The 16606-nt window shown below is 74.4% G+C and carries 14 protein-coding genes and 1 pseudogene; 7 read left to right on the top strand and 8 right to left on the bottom strand.

The genetic code is table 11. The features are described from left to right. Positions 1–86: 86 nt before the first annotated feature. Together ACSU6L_RS32180 and ACSU6L_RS32175 are read left to right on the top strand one after the other, a co-directional pair. Positions 87–1661 (top strand): alkaline phosphatase D family protein, encoded by a 1575-nt coding sequence (locus ACSU6L_RS32180; protein WP_437062481.1) that lies wholly within the window; start codon positions 87–89, stop codon positions 1659–1661. 232 nt (positions 1662–1893) lie between these two features. Next, on the top strand, positions 1894–3294 hold the full coding sequence (locus tag ACSU6L_RS32175) for a GNAT family N-acetyltransferase (RefSeq protein WP_437062479.1): 1401 nt from the start codon (positions 1894–1896) through the stop codon (positions 3292–3294). A 51-nt stretch (positions 3295–3345) separates the two neighbouring features. On the opposite strand, the gene ACSU6L_RS32170 is transcribed toward ACSU6L_RS32175, so the two are convergent. Further along, complete coding sequence (locus tag ACSU6L_RS32170; protein ID WP_365516598.1) at positions 3346–4491, bottom strand: trans-sulfuration enzyme family protein; 1146 nt, start codon at positions 4489–4491, stop codon at positions 3346–3348. A 60-nt stretch (positions 4492–4551) separates the two neighbouring features. On the opposite strand from ACSU6L_RS32170, the gene ACSU6L_RS32165 reads away from it, so the two are divergent. Beyond that, a complete protein-coding gene (locus ACSU6L_RS32165) occupies positions 4552–5043 on the top strand; it encodes an Lrp/AsnC family transcriptional regulator (protein ID WP_073943459.1) in 492 nt (163 codons plus the stop codon). Between the two features lie 33 nt (positions 5044–5076). Next, entirely contained in the window at positions 5077–6768 is a 1692-nt protein-coding gene (locus ACSU6L_RS32160; protein WP_437062476.1) for a DUF885 domain-containing protein, read from the top strand. A gap of 7 nt (positions 6769–6775) precedes the next feature. Here the strand turns inward: ACSU6L_RS32160 and ACSU6L_RS32155 are convergent, their stop codons facing one another. Together ACSU6L_RS32155 and ACSU6L_RS32150 are read right to left on the bottom strand one after the other, a co-directional pair. Continuing rightward, positions 6776–7621 carry an SDR family oxidoreductase gene (locus ACSU6L_RS32155; protein WP_437062474.1) on the bottom strand — a complete coding sequence of 282 codons (846 nt, stop codon included), beginning with the start codon at positions 7619–7621 and terminating at the stop codon, positions 6776–6778. Positions 7622–7803: 182 nt separating this feature from the next. After that, positions 7804–8295, bottom strand: a complete 492-nt coding sequence (locus ACSU6L_RS32150) for a rhodanese-like domain-containing protein (protein ID WP_437062472.1) — start codon at positions 8293–8295, stop codon at positions 7804–7806. A gap of 120 nt (positions 8296–8415) precedes the next feature. Here ACSU6L_RS32150 and ACSU6L_RS32145 point away from each other — a divergent pair, with 120 nt between their 5' ends. After that, positions 8416–8862 (top strand): Lrp/AsnC family transcriptional regulator, encoded by a 447-nt coding sequence (locus ACSU6L_RS32145; RefSeq protein ID WP_365516608.1) that lies wholly within the window; start codon positions 8416–8418, stop codon positions 8860–8862. Here ACSU6L_RS32145 and ACSU6L_RS32140 read toward each other — a convergent pair. The 5 genes from ACSU6L_RS32140 to ACSU6L_RS32120 all read right to left on the bottom strand — a co-directional run bounded on the left by ACSU6L_RS32140 (position 8856) and on the right by ACSU6L_RS32120 (position 15073). Next, positions 8856–11846, bottom strand: a complete 2991-nt coding sequence (locus ACSU6L_RS32140; RefSeq protein ID WP_437062470.1) for an AAA family ATPase — start codon at positions 11844–11846, stop codon at positions 8856–8858. The two genes, ACSU6L_RS32145 and ACSU6L_RS32140, sit on opposite strands and share 7 nt — an antisense overlap. Before the next feature lie 31 nt (positions 11847–11877). After that, on the bottom strand, positions 11878–13041 hold the full coding sequence (locus tag ACSU6L_RS32135; protein WP_437062468.1) for an exonuclease SbcCD subunit D: 1164 nt from the start codon (positions 13039–13041) through the stop codon (positions 11878–11880). Between the two features lie 117 nt (positions 13042–13158). Continuing rightward, on the bottom strand, positions 13159–13785 hold the full coding sequence (locus tag ACSU6L_RS32130; RefSeq protein WP_437062466.1) for a YigZ family protein: 627 nt from the start codon (positions 13783–13785) through the stop codon (positions 13159–13161). 20 nt (positions 13786–13805) lie between these two features. After that, on the bottom strand, positions 13806–14348 hold the full coding sequence (locus ACSU6L_RS32125) for a SixA phosphatase family protein (RefSeq protein WP_437062464.1): 543 nt from the start codon (positions 14346–14348) through the stop codon (positions 13806–13808). Then, positions 14345–15073, bottom strand: a complete 729-nt coding sequence (locus ACSU6L_RS32120) for a hypothetical protein (RefSeq protein WP_437062462.1) — start codon at positions 15071–15073, stop codon at positions 14345–14347. Before ACSU6L_RS32120 ends, ACSU6L_RS32125 begins: the two co-directional genes overlap by 4 nt. Before the next feature lie 122 nt (positions 15074–15195). Between ACSU6L_RS32120 and ACSU6L_RS32115 the strand changes: the two genes are divergently transcribed. Beyond that, complete coding sequence (locus ACSU6L_RS32115) at positions 15196–15603, top strand: CoA-binding protein (protein WP_437062461.1); 408 nt, start codon at positions 15196–15198, stop codon at positions 15601–15603. 112 nt (positions 15604–15715) lie between these two features. Further along, positions 15716–16520 (top strand): annotated as a pseudogene (locus tag ACSU6L_RS32110) (FAD-dependent monooxygenase); the annotation flags it as partial. Positions 16521–16606 lie beyond the last annotated feature (86 nt).

The raw sequence follows: 16606 nt of genomic DNA, 5'->3' as shown, positions 1-16606 counted from the left end.
GTTCACTTGTGGTTTCCGTGTGCGCTGCGACGCACCAGTAGTTGTGGCTTCACACACCGGCCGGATTCCGTCCAGGAGGCCCCTTCATGTCACACCGCCCGCTTCCCGACCGCCGTACCGTGCTGCGCGGCTCGCTCGCCGCGTCCGCGGCCCTGACCCTGCCCGTCGGTCTCGGCGCGGCCCCCGCCCTCGCCCTGTCGGGGCGCCCGCGGGCGGGCTGGGGCGTGCAGACGGGCGACGTGACGACGGACTCCGGGCTGGTGTGGGTGCGCTCCGACCGGCCCGCCCGGATGATCGTGGAGACGTCCGCGACCGAGTCCTTCCGCAATCCGCGCCGGTGGCACGGCCCGCTGCTGGGCGCGGACAGCGACTTCACCGGCACCACCCGGCTGCGCGGGCTGCCCCCGGGCGAGCAGATCCACTACCGGGTGCTGCTCGCCGACCCGGACGACCCGCGCCGCACCGGCGAGCCGGTCACCGGCACGTTCCGCACCGCGTCCGTGCGGCGGCGTGACGGTGTGCGGTTCGTCTGGTCCGGCGACCTGGCCGGGCAGGGCTGGGGCATCAACCCGGAGATCGGCGGCTACCGCATCTACGACGCGATGGCCGCCCTGGACCCGGACTTCTTCATCTGCTCCGGCGACAACGTCTACGCCGACGGCCCGATCACCGGGTCCGTGGCCCTGCCCGACGGGCGGATCTGGCGGAACGTCACCACCGAGGAGAAGTCCAAGGTGGCCGAGACGCTGGCCGAGTTCCGCGGGAACTTCCGCTACAACCTGCTCGACGAGAACCTGCGCGCGTTCAACGCCCGGGTGCCCTCCGTCATCCAGTGGGACGACCACGAGGTCACCAACAACTGGTACCCGGGCGAGATCCTGGCCGACAGCCGGTACACGGAGAAGAACGTCGACGTGCTCGCCGCCCGCGCCCGGCAGGCGTTCTCCGAGTACTTCCCGATCTCGACGCTGCGCCGCCCCGACGGCCGGGTCTACCGGGTGCAGCACCACGGTCCGCTGCTGGACGTCTTCGTGCTGGACATGCGCACCCATCGCAACGCGAACTCGGCCGACGACCAGACCCGCGACCCGCAGGGCATCCTCGGCCGCGAGCAGCTGGAGTGGCTGAAGAAGGAGCTGTCGCGGTCCCGCGCGGTGTGGAAGGTGATCGCCTCCGACATGCCGCTCGGCCTGGTCGTGCCGGACACCGGGGACGGCAAGCCGAACATCGAGGCCGTCGCCCAGGGCGACCCGGGCGCCCCGCTCGGCCGTGAGCTGCAGATCGCGGAGCTGCTGCGGTTCGTCAAGCACCGGCGGATCACCGGCACGGTCTGGCTGACGGCCGACGTGCACTACACCTCGGCCCAGCACTACCAGCCGTCGCGGGCCGCGTTCACCGACTTCGAGCCGTTCTGGGAGTTCGTCTCGGGTCCGCTCAACGCCGGGGCGTTCCCCGCGAACACGCTGGACGGCACGTTCGGCCCGGAGCGGGTGTTCCTCAAGGCGCCGGCCCGGGCGAACGTCTCCCCCGCCGAGGGCTACCAGTTCTTCGGCGAGGTCGACATCGACGGCGACACCGCGGAACTGACGGTCCGGCTGCGCGAGCAGGACGGCACAGTGCTGTTCACGAAGGTGCTCCAGCCGGGGCTGGTCGGGCAGTAGATCCCGTACCCTCGTTGCCGTGTCGCGCACCGCCGTCATCCCGCGGTGCGCGGCATGACCCGCGACGGCGGAGCATGACGTTCGACGACGGCCGTCCGACGGTCACATCGAACAGTCACATTGAACGGCCAATTGAACCGTAAATGGGGCAGAAGGCCACTTTACCCATCAGTCACACACCGTTTGTGATCACGCAACACCGTTCCTTCACAGTGGGTGCATGAAGCGGAAAATGACTGATGTGACGCGCGCGAAGCACGGGCGTCCCGTCCACCACTGGCGACGGGACGTCGTCGAACTCGCCGCGCTCTTCACCGCCGTCGCGGTGGCCGACGCCGTGGCCAACCTGATCGGGCACGGACCCGACGGCCCCGCACTGCTGGTGATCTCCGCGATCGCGCTGCTCGCGACCGCGGCCTTCCACACCTGGTGGGCACGCCGCCACGGCCACGCCCCGCCGGTCTCCGATACCGGCGCCCGGCCGAGCTCCACCGAGCGCCAGGCCGGGCCGTCCGAGACGGCGGAGCGGAACCCGGAGGCCGCCTCCGGGGGAAGCGTGCTGTGGCGGCTGCGGACGACGGTACGGGACGAGCCGGGATCGCTGGCGGCGCTGTGCACCGCCCTCGCCGGCCACCGGGTCGACATCCTCAGCCTGCAGACGCACCCGCTGGGCCACGGCACGGTGGACGAGTTCCTGCTGCGCGCCCCCGGGACCCTCGCGGCCGGTGAACTGACCCGGGTGGTGTCGCTGGCCGGCGGCACCGGCACCTGGATCGAGCGGGCCGACGCCCACGACCTGGTGGACGCCCCGACCCGGATCCTCGGCCTCGCCACCCGCACCGCCCTCGACGCCGCCGAACTCCCGCTCGCCCTGAGGCAGCTGCTGGGCCGCTGCACCATCCGCCAGCTGCCCGCCGCCCCGGCCGGCCCCTCGGGTGGCGGTGACGCCGTACCGGCGGAGGGCGTCCTGGAGGACACCGTGATGCGGCTGCGGGCCCCGGAGGGCGGCGTGATCACCGTCGAGCGGCCGTATCTGCCGTTCACCCCGACGGAGTTCGCGCGGGCCCGGGCCCTGGTGGAGCTGGACACCCGGCTCGGTCCCCGCGTCCCGCGCAGCCAGGACGTGCTGACCCTGCCGGAGGGCAAATCCATCACCGTGCACCGGGCGGACACCGGCGACCTGGAGGCGGCGAAGGAGATGCACGAGCGCTGCTCGAAGCGCACCCTCGCCCAGCGCTACCACGGCCCGGTCGCCGACGCGGACCGCTATCTCAACCACCTGCTCTCCCCGCGCTTCGGCCGCACGCTCGCCGTGCGGACCGCCTCGGGGCGGATCGTCGGACTCGGCCATCTGCTGTGGGACGGCGACGAGACCGAGGTCGCCCTGCTCGTCGAGGACACCTGGCAGCGGCGCGGCATCGGCGCCGAGCTGCTGCGGCGGCTGGTGGCGATGGCCGCCGAGGCGGGCTGCGAGAGCGTGTACGCCGTCACCCAGGCCTCGAACACCGGCATGGTCGCCGCGATGCGCGGGCTGGGCCTGCCCCTCGACTACCAGATCGAGGAGGGCACCCTGGTGATCACCGCCCGGCTGGCGGCGGCCCCGGTGGCCGGCCGGCTGCCCGTCCGCGACTGACCCGCGACTCCCTCGATGAACGGCCCGGCGGCGCCGGGCCGTTCGCGTGTCTCATCCCAGGGCGCGGTCCAGGTCGGCCCACAGGTCGTCGACGTCCTCCAGGCCCACCGACAGCCGCAGCAGGCGGTCGCTGACGCCGGCGCCCCGGCGGTCGTCGGCGGCCACGATGCGATGGCTGATGGACGCCGGGTGCTGGATGAGGGTGTCGACGCTGCCGAGGCTGACGGCCGGGGTGACCAGCCGGACGCCGCCGATCACCGCGTGCGGGTCGCCGTACACCTCGAAGGCGATCATCGCACCGCCGATGCGCGGGTAGTGCACCCGGGCGACCCGCGGATCGGCGGCGAGCCGGCGGGCGAGTTCGGCGGCGTTCTCCGACGCGGCCCGCACCCGCACCGGCAGGGTGGCGAGGCCGCGCAGCAGCAGATAGCCGGCCAGCGGGTGCAGGACGCCGCCGGTGGCGAACCTGACCTGCCGCAGCCGCCCCGCGAACTCCTCGTCGCAGGCGACCACTCCGGCCAGCACGTCGCCGTGGCCGCCGAGGTACTTGGTGGCGCTGTGCAGCACCAGCCGCGCCCCGTGTTCGACGGGGCGTTGCAGCACGGGGGTGGCGAAGGTGTTGTCCGCGAGCAGCGGCACCGAGCCGCAGGCGTGGGCGACCGCCGCCAGGTCCAGCTCGGCGAGGGTCGGGTTGGCCGGGGACTCGACGACGACCAGCCCGGTGTCCGGGCGCAGCGCGTCCGCGATCCCGGCCGGGTCGGTCCAGGTGACCTCGGAGCCGAGCAGCCCGGCGGTGAGCAGATGGTCGCTGCAGCCGTACAGCGGGCGCACGGCGACGACGTGGCGCAGTCCGAGGGAGGCCCGGACGAGGAGGACCGCGGTGAGGGCGGCCATGCCGCTGGCGAAGGCGACGGCGGCCTCGGTGCCCTCCAGCCGGGCGAGGGCGGTCTCGAAACGGGCGACGGTCGGGTTGCCGAGGCGGGCGTAGACGGGCGGGCCGTCCGGTTCGGCGCCGGTGGTGGCGAAGGCGTCGATACGGGCGGCCTCGCCCCGGCTGTCGGCTGAGGGGTAGGTGGTCGACAGGTCGATCGGCGGGACGTGCAGGCCCTGCTCGGCGAGGTCGTCGCGGCCGGCGTGCACGGCCTCGGTGGCCAGTGCTCTGGGACGGGTGGGTATCTGTGTGGGCGCTGACTCCATGGCGGAGAGGGTGAACACCGGCCGGGGCCGGATGCGGAAACCCCGTGTTACGTTCGGCCAGTGGCCGAATCTGTCGTACTGGATCCGGTGGACCTCCATTTGCTGCGGCTGTTGCAGAACGACGCCCGGACGACGTACCGGGACCTCGCCGCGCAGGTCGGGGTGGCACCGTCCACCTGCCTGGACCGGGTGACCCGGTTGCGCCGTGCCGGCGTGATCCTCGGGCATCAGCTGCGGCTGGATCCCGCCAAGCTGGGGCGCGGCCTGGAAGCGCTGCTGTCCGTGCAGGTCAGGCCGCACCGGCGAGAACTGGTCGGCCCGTTCGTGGAGCGGATCCGGGCGCTGCCGGAGTCCCGGACCGTCTTCCACCTCACCGGGCCGGACGACTACCTCGTCCACGTCGCGGTCGCCGACATGGCCGACCTGCAGCGCCTGGTCCTGGACGAGTTCACCGCCCGCCGCGAGGTGGCCCGCGTCGAGACCCGGCTGATCTTCCAGCAGTGGGACTGCGGTCCCCTGCTGCCTCCTTCGCCCTCGGCGCAATACGGGTGACGGCCCGCGGGCCGTCGTACGAGGATGGGCCGCATGTCAGAGACCAAGAGCCAGCTGCCTCGCGAAGTCGCCGACGCCTATGTCGACGAGCTCGTCGCCCTCGACCCGGTGACCGGTACCTACCTAGGTGTGAAGGAGAGTTCGAGCCGGCTGCCCGACACCTCGCCCGCGGGTCAGGAGGCGCTGGCGGAGCTGGCGCGCCGGACGCTGGCACGGCTCGACGAGGCCGAGCGCCGGCCGGGCGCGGACAGCGACATCGAGCGCCGCTGCGCCCGGCTGCTGCGGGAGCGGCTGACCGCCGAACTCGCCGTGCACGAGGCCGACGAGGGGCTGCGCGCGGTAGGCAACATGGGCACCGCCGCCCACCATGTGCGCGAGGTGTTCACCGTGACCCCGGCGGACACCGAGGAGGACTGGGCGGCGATCGCCGAGCGGCTGCGCGCGGTGCCGGCCGCGCTCGGGGGCTACCGGGAGTCCCTGGCCCTCGGCCTGGAGCGCAAGCTGTACGCGGGCCCGCGCCCGACCGCCGTCTTCATCGAGCAGCTCGGCGAATGGGCGGACACCGACGGCTCCGGCCGGGGCTGGTTCGAGGACTTCGCCGCCGCCGGCCCGGACGCCCTGCGCGCCGAACTGGACGAGGCCGCCCGGGCGGCGACGACGGCCGTCGCCGAGCTGCGGGACTGGGTGCGCGAGGTGTACGCGCCGGCCGTCGAGGGTGCCCCGGACACGGTGGGCCGCGAGCGCTACGCCCGCTGGTCGCGCTACTACAACGGCACCGACCTCGACCTGGACGAGGCGTACGCCTACGGCTGGTCGGAGTTCCACCGCCTTCTCGGCGAGATGCGGAAGGAGGCGGAGAAGATCCTGCCGGGCGCCGGGACGCCGTGGGTGGCGCTCGCGCACCTCGACGAGCACGGCCGGCACATCGAGGGCGTCGACGAGGTCCGGGACTGGCTGCAGGGCCTGATGGACCAGGCGATCGACGCGCTCGACGGCACCCACTTCGAACTCGCCGAGCGGGTGCGGAAGGTGGAGTCGCGGATCGCCCCGCCCGGCAGCGCGGCCGCGCCGTACTACACGGCTCCGTCGGAGGACTTCTCCCGTCCGGGCCGCACCTGGCTGCCGACCATGGGCCTGACCCGGTTCCCGGTCTACGACCTGGTCTCCACCTGGTACCACGAGGGCGTGCCCGGCCATCACCTCCAGCTGGCGCAGTGGGCGCACGTCGCGGAGAACCTGTCCCGCTACCAGGCCTCCGTCGGCATGGTCAGCGCCAACGCCGAGGGCTGGGCGCTGTACGCGGAGCGGCTGATGGACGAGCTGGGCTTCCTCACCGACGCGGAGGTGCGGCTCGGGTACCTCGACGCGCAGATGATGCGCGCCGCCCGGGTCATCGTCGACATCGGCATGCACCTGGAACTGGAGATCCCGGCGGACTCTCCGTTCCACCCGGGCGAGCGGTGGACGCTGGAGCTGGCCGAGGAGTTCTTCGGCGCGCACAGCAGCCGTCCGGCCGACTTCGTCTCCAGCGAGCTGACCCGCTATCTGACCATCCCCGGCCAGGCGATCGGCTACAAGCTGGGCGAGCGGGCCTGGCTGCTCGGCCGGGAGAAGGCGCGCGAGCGGCACGGCGACGCCTTCGACCTCAAGACCTGGCACATGGCCGCCCTGTCCCAGGGGTCGCTGGGCCTGGACGACCTGGTGGACGAGCTGGCCCGGCTCTGACCGTGCCTCAGCGCCGGAAGCCGCCCTCGGAGTCGATCACCTGACCGGTCACCCAGTCCGCCTCGTCCGTCGCCAGCCAGGCGATGAGGCGGGCCGGGTCGTCCGGCATGCCCCAGCGTCCGGCGGGGAAGCGCGCGGTGATCCGGTCGTAGGCGTCGCCCGTCAGGTAGCCGGTGTCGACGGGCCCCGGGTTGACGGTGTTCACGGTGACCGCCTGCTCGGCGAGGGTGGTGGCGAGGGAGCGGGTGATGGAGGCGAGGGCGCCCTTCTGGAGGGCGTACGCGATCTCGCCGGGCATACCGCCCGCGATGTCCTGGCCGGAGGTCATCATCACCACCCGTCCGCCCGGGGTACGCGGCGGCAGTCCGGCGCGCAGCCCGGCGTACGCCTGCGTCAGCAGCAGCACCGAGCGGGTGTCGACCGCCCAGTGCGCGTCGAGCATCGCGGCGTCGATGGTGTCGAGGGTGCCGTCGGAGCCGCTGAGGGCGTGGTTGGCGACGAGGATGTCCAGCCGCCCGCCGAGCGCGTCGGCGGCGCCGGCGATCAGCTTGGCGGGGGCCGCCGGGTCGGCCAGGTCGCCGGGGCCGTGCACGACGCGCGCCCCGGGGTCGCCCAGGGCCTCCCGGACGGAGGCGGCCACCTCCGCCGGCTGGTCGGCGCCCCACGGCTGGGCGGCGTCGTGCGGCACGTGATGGTGCAGGCAGACGCTCGCCCCGTAGGCCGCGAGACGCCGGGCGACGGCGTGCCCGATCCCACCACGCCTGCTGGCCCCGGTGACGAGCGCGGTCCGACCGCGCAGGGGCAGGGGGCCACGACGCAGTTCTTCGGGAGCGGGCTGCGGAAGTCGGGCCATACAGATCATGATGCGCGGCACACCAGGACCACGTCATCCCGGGCCTCCTGAACAACGGGGGCGCAGCGCAACCCCCCAAGGGGCGCGGGGAACTACGCGCCCGGCCCCCACGACCCGCACTCGCCGAACGACAGAACGACGCACCCCCGATGGCGGTCTTCCCCGACCATCCGCCGGAGGCCTCAGCAGCCGCAGTCCTCCGAGTCCACCGGCGCCGTCAGCGGATCCGCGACGCGCCGCTCACGCCCCTCCCAGGTCTCGAACTCGAACCCCTCACGCACCCAGTACTCGAACCCGCCCAGCATCTCCTTGACCTGGTAGCCGAGTTCGGCGAGCGCGAACGCGGCCCGCGTCGCGCCGTTGCAGCCGGGCCCCCAGCAGTACGTCACGACCGGCACGGACCGGTCGAGCAGCTGCTCGGCCTGCTCGGGGATGAGCGCGGTGGGCAGGTGGATCGCGCCGGGCACGTGTCCCTGGTCCCACGCCGCGGTGGAACGCGAGTCCAGCACCACGAACCCCGGATCACCGCCGGAGGCCAGCGCGGCGGCCACGTCCGAGACGTCGGCGTGGAAGACGAGGCTGGCCCGGAAGTAGGCGGCGGCCTCGGCGGGGGCGGCGGGCGCGACGCGCAGGACGGGGTTGGCGGCGGTGGCGGCGGTGGCGGCGGCGGTCATCGCGAACCTTTCTGGTGGTGTCCGATGACCGGAAATCTACGGTCGTTGATCATCATCCTGAAGGGCCGATCCCCGGCGTGAACCTTGATCGGCCGGGGATTCCCCTGCTATCCCTCGCACATGACCACGTTTTCCCCGGACGCCACCGACTGGCGCATCCTCGACGTCCTCCAGCGGGAGGGCCGGGCCAGCTTCGCCGAGCTCGCGCGGGCCGTCTCCATGTCCCCGAGCGCGGTGACCGAACGGGTCCGCCGTCTGGAGGAGGCGGGCGTCATCCAGGGGTACGCGGCCGTCGTGGACCCGGACCGGCTGGGCCTGCCGATCCTCGCGTTCGTCCGGCTCCGGTACCCGAACGGCAACTACCGGCCCTTCCACGACCTGGTCGCGGTGACCCCGGAGATCCTGGAGGCGCACCACGTCACCGGTGACGACTGCTTCGTCATCAAGGTCGCCGCCCGCTCGATGCGGCATCTGGAGGAGGTCTCGGGGCGGATCGGGGCGCTGGGGTCGGTGACGACGAGCGTGGTCTACTCGTCGCCACTGCCCCGGCGGCCGCTGGCTCAGTGACCCCGTTGCCGCAGGGTCGACCCGGATCTGCCCTTGACGACCTCCAGCTGTGCGTGGATCCGCCGCCGCAGGTCGGCGACGTGGCTGACGATCCCCACGCTGCGGTCGCGTTCGCGCAGTGAGTCCAGCACGTCCAGCACCTCGTCCAGCGTCTGGTCGTCGAGGCTGCCGAAGCCCTCGTCGATGAAGAGGGTGTCCAGGCGCACCCCGCCGGCCTCGTCGGTGACGACGTCGGCGAGGCCGAGGGCGAGCGCGAGGGAGGCGAAGAACGTCTCGCCGCCGGACAGCGTCGCCGTGTCCCGCTCCCGTCCGGTCCAGGCGTCGACGACGTGCAGCCCGAGCCCGCTGCGGCCGCGTCCGGCCCGGTCGTCGGAGTGCACCAGGGTGTAGCGGCCGGACGACATGCGCCGCAGCCGTACGGTCGCGGCGGCGGCGACCTGTTCCAGCCGGGCGGCGAGGACGTACGCCTCCAGGCGCATCCTGCGCTCGTTGTCCGCGGAGGTGCCGGCCGCGAGTCCGGCGAGCCGGGCCACCCGGTCGTACTCCTCGCGCAGTGGCGCCAGCCGGCGTACCCCGGTGGCCGCGCGGGCGGAGAGCCGGTCCAGTTCCGTGCAGCGGCGGGCGGCGGCGTCCCGCGCGGAGGCGGCCTCGCGCACCCGTCGTTCCGCCTCGGCGGCGGTCCGTTCGGCGGCGGCGAGGCCGGCGGGCGGCCGCTGCGCGGCGGCCGCGGTGTCGGCCTCGGCGAGCACCGCGCGGACCGCGGCCTCCTCGTGCTGCCAGGCGTCCAGGCGTCGTTGCAACTCGCGGTGGGCGGTGTCGTCCAGGAGGGCGGCGGCCGCGTCCCGCGGGGTGTCGAAACCGGCCCGGTAGGCGGCGTCGGCGAGCCGGGCGTCGGCCTCCTTCAGGCGCTGGGCGGTGTCCTCGGCGGCGCGCGCGGCGTCGGCCGCCTCGGTGAGCCGGGCGGCCCACCGCTCCAGCTGGGCGGCTCGCGCGGCCACGCTGTCCGCGCCGCCCCGCGCCTGCGCAAGCTCCTCCTCCAGGGTGGCCCGTTCGCTCTCCAGGCGCTCCCGGTGGCCCACGCGGGCGGCGGTGCGGACGGCGGCCTGCTGGCGGGCGGCGGTGCGCCGCTCGTGCTCCCGCTCGGCGTGGCGCAGCTCCTCGTTGGCGGAGTGCAGCGCGGAGGCGGCGTCGCGCGCCTGCTGGTACTGCCGCTCCAGCTCCTCGGCCTCGTGGGCCAGTCGTGCGGTCGGCAGGTCGCCGGCCTCGGCGGTGGCGGCGGCCAGCGCCTCCCGTACGGCGCCCAGGCGGCGCTCGTCCTCGGCACGCTGCTCGTCGGCGCGCTGGTAGGCGGCGAGGGCCCGTTCCTCGGTCTCGCGGCCGACGTGCCCGGCGACCTTGCGGGCGGGGGCGGGGTGGTCGGTGGCCCCGCAGACGGCGCAGGGGGCGCCGTCGACGAGGTTCGCGGCGAGTTCGGCGGCGATGCCGTCGAGGCGCTGTTCCTTGAGGTCCAGCCAGTGGGCGCGGGCGTCCACGGCGGCCGCGGCGGAGGCGAGGGCCTGCCGCTCGGCGTCGTCCGCCTCCCGGGTGAGCCGGTCCCGCTGCCGGGCCGCGTCGAGCCGCCGCCGGGCGGGCTCGCGCTGCGCGGCGAGCTGTTCGGCACGGCCGGCGGCCTCCTGCGCGGACTCGATACGGGCCCGCAGTTCCGCGCGGGTGGTCTCCCAGTCGGCGAGCCAGGACTCCGCCTCGTCGAGGATCTCCTCGTCTGCGCTCTCCTGGCGGTCCAGGTGGGCCCGTTCCGCGACGAGGTCGGCGAGCCGGCGTTCGGCGCGGCGGGCGGACTCCAGGCCGCCCAGCTCCTCGGCGGCCCGGCGGGCGTCGGCCGCGAGCCCGGCGGCACCGGCGTCGGCGTACCGCTCCGGCAGCTGCCCGCGCGCGTGGGTCTCGGCGGCGGCCGCGCGCCGGTGCTCGGCCTCGGCGGAGTCCCGCAGCTCCAGGGCGGGCGCGACGGCCTCGGCCTTGCGGGCCCGCTCCATCCGGGTCTGCGCCTCCCGGTGGGCGTCGGCCCGCTCCTCCAGCAGCACCGCCCGCTGCCGCGCCTCGGCGAACCGCCGCTGCAGCCGGGCCAGTTCCCGTACGTCGTCCAGGGTGCGGTAGGCCGCGGCCCGCGCGGACTCGGCGGCGGCGAGGCGGCACTGGGCGACGGTGAGCTGTTCGCGGGCGGTGCTCCGGGCGACGGCGGCGGCGGTGAGCACGGCGTCGGCCAGGCCGGGGTCGCCGGGGGCCAGCTCGGGCAGCTCCATGGCGCCGCCCGCCGCCTGCTGCATGCGGTGCGCGTCGGCGAGCAGGGCCGCGTCGCCCTCGCGGACGTCGGCCTCGGTGGCGCGGCGGCGCTCGGCGAGCCGCTTCTCGACCTCGGCGAAGCGGTGGGTGTCGAAGAGCCGGCCGAGGAGTCTGCCGCGGGCCTCGGCGTCGGCGCGCAGGAAGCGCGCGAAGTCGCCCTGCGGCAGCAGCACCACCTGGCAGAACTGTTCGCGGCTCATGCCGAGCAGCTGGGTGATCTCCTCGCCGATCTCCTGGTGGGAGCGGCTGCGGTCGGTCCAGGCGCCGGCCGCGGCGTCGTACTCGCGCAGCCAGGTCTGGGCCTTGTCCAGGGTGGTGCCCTTGCCGCGCTTCTTGGGACGCTCCCAGGGCGGCTGGCGGGTGATCTCCAGCCGGCGTCCGGCGACGGTCAGTTCCAGCGTGACCGAGGTGCGGGTGCCGGGCGCGGCGTGGTCGCTGCGCAGGCCGGTGCCCTGGCCGCTCTGCCGGGCGCCCGGCACGGAGCCGTAGAGGGCGTAGCAGACCGCGTCGAGCACGGAGGTCTTGCCGGCGCCGGTCGGTCCGTGCAGCAGGAACAGCCCGGCGGCGGACAGCGCGTCGAAGTCGACGCTCTGGGAGCCGCCGAAGGGACCGAAGGCGGTGATGTCGAGCCGGTGCAGCCTCATCGGGCGACCTCCGTGAAGTGGGCGCGCGCCGTCACCGGGCCACCTCGCGCACGGTCTCGTCCGCGCGGACCGCGTCGAACGCGTCCCGCAGCACGGCCCGCTCCCGTTCGTCGGGGCCGGCGCCGCGGACGTGGGCCACGAAGTCCTCGGCGATCTGCTGGTCGCTGCGGCCGGCCAGGCGGCGGGCGTAGGACACGTCGGGGTCGTCCTGGGCGCGGTCGGGGTCGAAGACGAGGCTGAGGGTGTGCGGGAAGCGCTCGGTGAGCCGGGCCATGGGCTCGGTGGGGCGGACCGCGTCGGTGAGGGTCGCCTCGACCCAGGCGTCCTCGTGCCGCGCGAGGTCCGGGTCGGCGAGCAGGTCCTCCAGGGTGCCGCGGACGCGGGCGAGCGGCCGGGGCACCGGGCAGTCGACGCGCTCGGCGGTCACCGCGCCGTCGGCGTCGAGGTCGACGAGCCACATGGTCTTGCGGTGCGCGGCCTCCGAGAAGGAGTACGGCAGCGGGGAGCCGGAGTAGCGCACGCGCTCGGTGATGGTCTGGCAGCCGTGCAGATGCCCCAGGGCGGCGTAGTCCACGCCCTCGAAGACGCCGGCCGGGACGGCGGCGACTCCGCCGACGGTGATGTCCCGTTCGCTGTCGCTGGGCTCGCCGCCGGTGACGAAGGCGTGGGCGAGGACGACGGACCGGGTGCCGGGCGGGCGGCCGGCGAGGTCGGCGCGGACCCGGTCCATGGCGGCGGCCAGCACGCTCTCGTGCCCGGGACTGTCCACCCCGAACTCGTCCTTCACCAGGGCGGGTTCGAGGTACGGCAGCCCGTAGAAGGCCACCTCGCCGTGCGCGTCCCGCAGTACGACGGGGGTGCCGCACGCGGCGGGCTCGGTCCGCAGGTGGATGCCCGCCCGCCCGATCAGTCCGGCGCCCACGCCGAGGCGGCGGGCCGAGTCGTGGTTGCCGGAGATCATCACCGTCGGCACACCGGCGTCGGCCAGGCGGTGCAGGGCGTCGTCGAACAGCTCGACCGCGGCGAGCGGCGGCACCGCGCGGTCGTACACGTCCCCCGACACGACCACCGCGTCCACCGCGCGCTCGCGCACGGTGGAGACGAGGTGACCGATGAACTCGGCCTGGGCCCCGAGCATGTTCACCCGGTGGAACGCCCGGCCGAGATGCCAGTCGGAAGTGTGCAGCAGTCGCATGAGCCCCGAGACTAACGGCCGGGTCTGACATCACGGCCGGTTACTCCTGTATCGCCCGTCATGCCCGCACGACTATCTACCGATTACGACCTCTTGGCCTGATTTGTACGCCGCGAATCACACATCTCCGTAGGCCTCTCCGCCCAGTTCGAACCCGGCGGTCCCGGCGGTGGCGTCGGCGAGCCAGGCACGGAAGGCGTCCACGTCGGCGTCGGGCAGGCCGATCTCGATCGTGACCTCCTCGCCGTAGCGCACGTCGCGGACCTCTCGGCCGGTGGCCCGCAGATCGTTCTGCACCTTGCCCGCGCGCTGGTGGTCGACGGTCACGGTGGCCAGCCGGAAACGCCGCCGGGTGATCGTGCCGAGCGCGTCCAGGGCCTCGCCGACCGCTCCGCCGTAGGCCCGGATGAGTCCGCCCGCGCCGAGCTTGACGCCGCCGTAGTAGCGCGTGACGACGGCGACGACATACCGCATGTCGCGGCGCAGCAGCATCTGGAGCATGGGAACGCCCGCGGTGCCGCCGGGCTCGCCGTCGTCGCTCGCTTTCTGGATCGCGGCGTCGGCGCCGATGACGTAGGCCCAGCAGTTGTGGGTGGCGTCGGCGTGTTCCTTGCGCACGGCGGCGAGGAAGTCCTGGGCCTCCTGCTCGGTGGCCGCCGGTGCAAGGGCGCACAGGAAGCGGGAGCGGTTGACCTCGGTTTCGTGCACGCCCGCGCGGGCGACCGTGCGGTACTCGTCCTGCATCCGGCCAGCCTATGCGGCGGCTACTCCTTCTTCCCCCTCGGTACCGTCACCCAGGTCAGCAGCGCCGCGCCCGCGCGGAGCGCCGTCCAGTCGGTGCCGTGCCAGGCGAGGGCGGCCAGCGCCGAGGTCGGGAACTTGGTCCGGACCCGGTCCAGGGTGTCGTCCAGGCCGTCCCCGGCGAGGGCGAGGACCAGCTCCTCCAGGCCCGGGTTGTGCCCGATCAGCAGCAGGGTCCGCACCTCGGCCGGCACCTCGCGCACGACGGCGATCAGCTCGGGCACCCCGGCGGCGTACAGCCGCGGCTCGAAGCGCACCGGCGGCGGGGTGCCCCACTGGGCGGCGGCCAGCTCCCAGGTCTGCCGGGCGCGCAGGGCGGTGGAGCACAGGGCGAGGTCCGGCAGGCAGTCGGCGGCGGCCAGCGCCTGCCCGGCGGCGGGGGCGTCGCGGCGGCCGCGCGGGGCGAGCGGCCGGTCGTGGTCGGGCACGTCGAGCGGCCAGGCGGACTTGGCGTGCCGCAGGACGACCAGGCGGCGCAGCGGGCCGGCCTTCGCGCGCCTGATCATGACGGGGCACCCAGGTCACCGGCGAGGTCGAGGCCGAGGAGCCGGTCCGCGTGGACGTACGTCTCGAAGCGGGCACCGTCGGGCAGCTCCGGCTCGGTCTCCACCCACCGCAGGACGCTCAGCACGCCGGGCACGTCCAGGTCGTCCTCCCACGCGGCGCGCAGCCGTCCGCGCACCTCGTCCGGGATCGGCCGGGACGGCTGCCGCGCCCACCGCGCGACGGTCCGCCGCCAGCCGGCCACCGCCTCCCGTGCCTCGGCCAGGGCGTCGGCGTCCAGCCGCACCGGCTCGCCGCGGCGCCGGGACAGCAGCGCCAGCCGCAGCGCGGCCGGGTCGGTGTCGTCCACGGGGAAGCCGCCGGGCGGCTCGACCGCCGCCACGGCCACCCGCACCCCGCCGTCCGGTTCCGGGGTTCCCTCCGCGGCGACGTGCAGCACCTGCCGCTCGCCCAGCCCCGGCCCGGCCGCCGCGCGGTCCTCCAGCGGCCGGACGCCGAGCGCGGCGGCCGCCGCCCGCAGCTCAGCCTGCTGCCGGCCGGCGCAGAGCAGGCCCCAGACCGGTGTCCCGCCTAGTTCGAGGGCGCGCACGAGGACGTCGGCGACGAGCAGGACCCGCAGGGCGGTGGTGTCGAGGGCCGGCGCGTGCGCCTCCACACGGGTGAGGCCCCGGCGGGCGGGGGCGGCCTCGACGGCTTCGCCGGTTCCGGCGTCGATGATGCGCAGCACGGTGCGAGCGTAGGCCGAGGCGCGCCCGTACGCAGGCCCGCGGCGCGGGAATCTTCGCCCGCCGCCCGCCGTTCTCATGATCGGACGGCAGTGCGAGGCGATCAGGCCCGAGGAGGCCCAGGGTGTACGGCGACGAAGCGACGGTCCGCAAGATCCTCACCGAGAGCGGCGACACCTGGGCGGTGGTGGGCCTGTCGACGAACCAGCGGCGCGCGGCCTACGGCGTGGCCGCGGTGCTGCAGCGCTTCGGCAAGCGGATCGTGCCCGTGCACCCCAAGGCGGAGACGGTGCACGGCGAGCAGGGCTACGCCTCGCTCGCCGACATCCCCTTCGACGTGGACGTCGTCGACGTCTTCGTCAACAGCGACCTGGCCGGGACGGTCGCCGACGAGGCGGTCGCGAAGGGCGCGAAGGCGGTCTGGTTCCAGCTGGACGTCGTCGACGAGGCGGCGTACGAGCGCACCCGCGCGGCCGGTCTCGACATGGTCATGGACCGGTGCCCCGCGATCGAGATACCGCGCCTGGGCTAGGGCCTGTCTGACAATTCCCGTCGTTCGCCCGAAGGGCGGGCCCCGCGGCGTCTGGTGCGTGTGATCGCAAGGCGCCGGAGCGCCCTCGTGGCGGCGCCACGTGGGTGCTCCGGCAACGCGGCGAGCACGCGTGGAGTGCGAGTTCCGCTTCGGCGGGGAGCGGTACCGGCTGCCGTACACCGAGCTGACGGGACATCACCACTTCGTCTATCCGCAGCCGTTGCTCGTGACGGACCTCGTGCGGGAGTACGCCGACGTGCGCGGCGGCGACATCCGGTTCGGGTGCGGGACGTCCGGCTGCACGATCTGGACACGGACCACCCGTCGGTGTCGTACGACTGCCCGGAGAGCGGCCGGCGGGAGGTGATCCGCTGCGACTTCGTCGCGGGCTGCGACGGGGCGCGCGGAGTGACGCGCGCCGCGGTGCCGGACGCCCGGACGGCCGCCACGACTACGGCGTCGGCTGGCTGGCCCTGCTCGCGGAGGCGCCGCCCCTGACGGAGGGGCGGCTGATCGAGAAGCGCGTGCTGGACATGCACAACTACGTCGTGGAGCCCATGACGTACGGGCGGCTGTTCCTGACCGGTGACGCCGCGCACCTCACCGCGCCGACAGCGGCGAAGGGCATGAACCTCGCGCTGCACGACGCGTTCCTGCTCGGCGACGCGCTCGTCGACCACCTCGTCCGGGGCGACCGTACGGGGCTGGACGGATACTCGGCGGCCGGCCTGGGGCGCGTGTGGGACTACCAGGAGTTCTCCCAGTGGCTGTCGGAGGTGTACCACGGGGCGGCCTCGGACGATCCGTACCGCGCGGGCACCACACTCACCCGGCTGCGCCGGCTGTTCGACTCCCCCGGTGCCGCGACGGTGTTCGCGGAGCGGTATCTCGGCAAGACCGCCCTCGCCTCGTGGTGACCGCCGAAACCGGCGCCTGATGCGCGGCTGCGCATCCTGCGCAGGTGATAGGTGCATGCGTGCGCTCTTACGCACATAATGGCGGC

This window comes from Streptomyces sp. enrichment culture (genome assembly GCF_964272855.1).
GTDB lineage: Bacteria > Actinomycetota > Actinomycetes > Streptomycetales > Streptomycetaceae > Streptomyces.
This window is presented reverse-complemented; position numbering and strand designations above follow the sequence as displayed.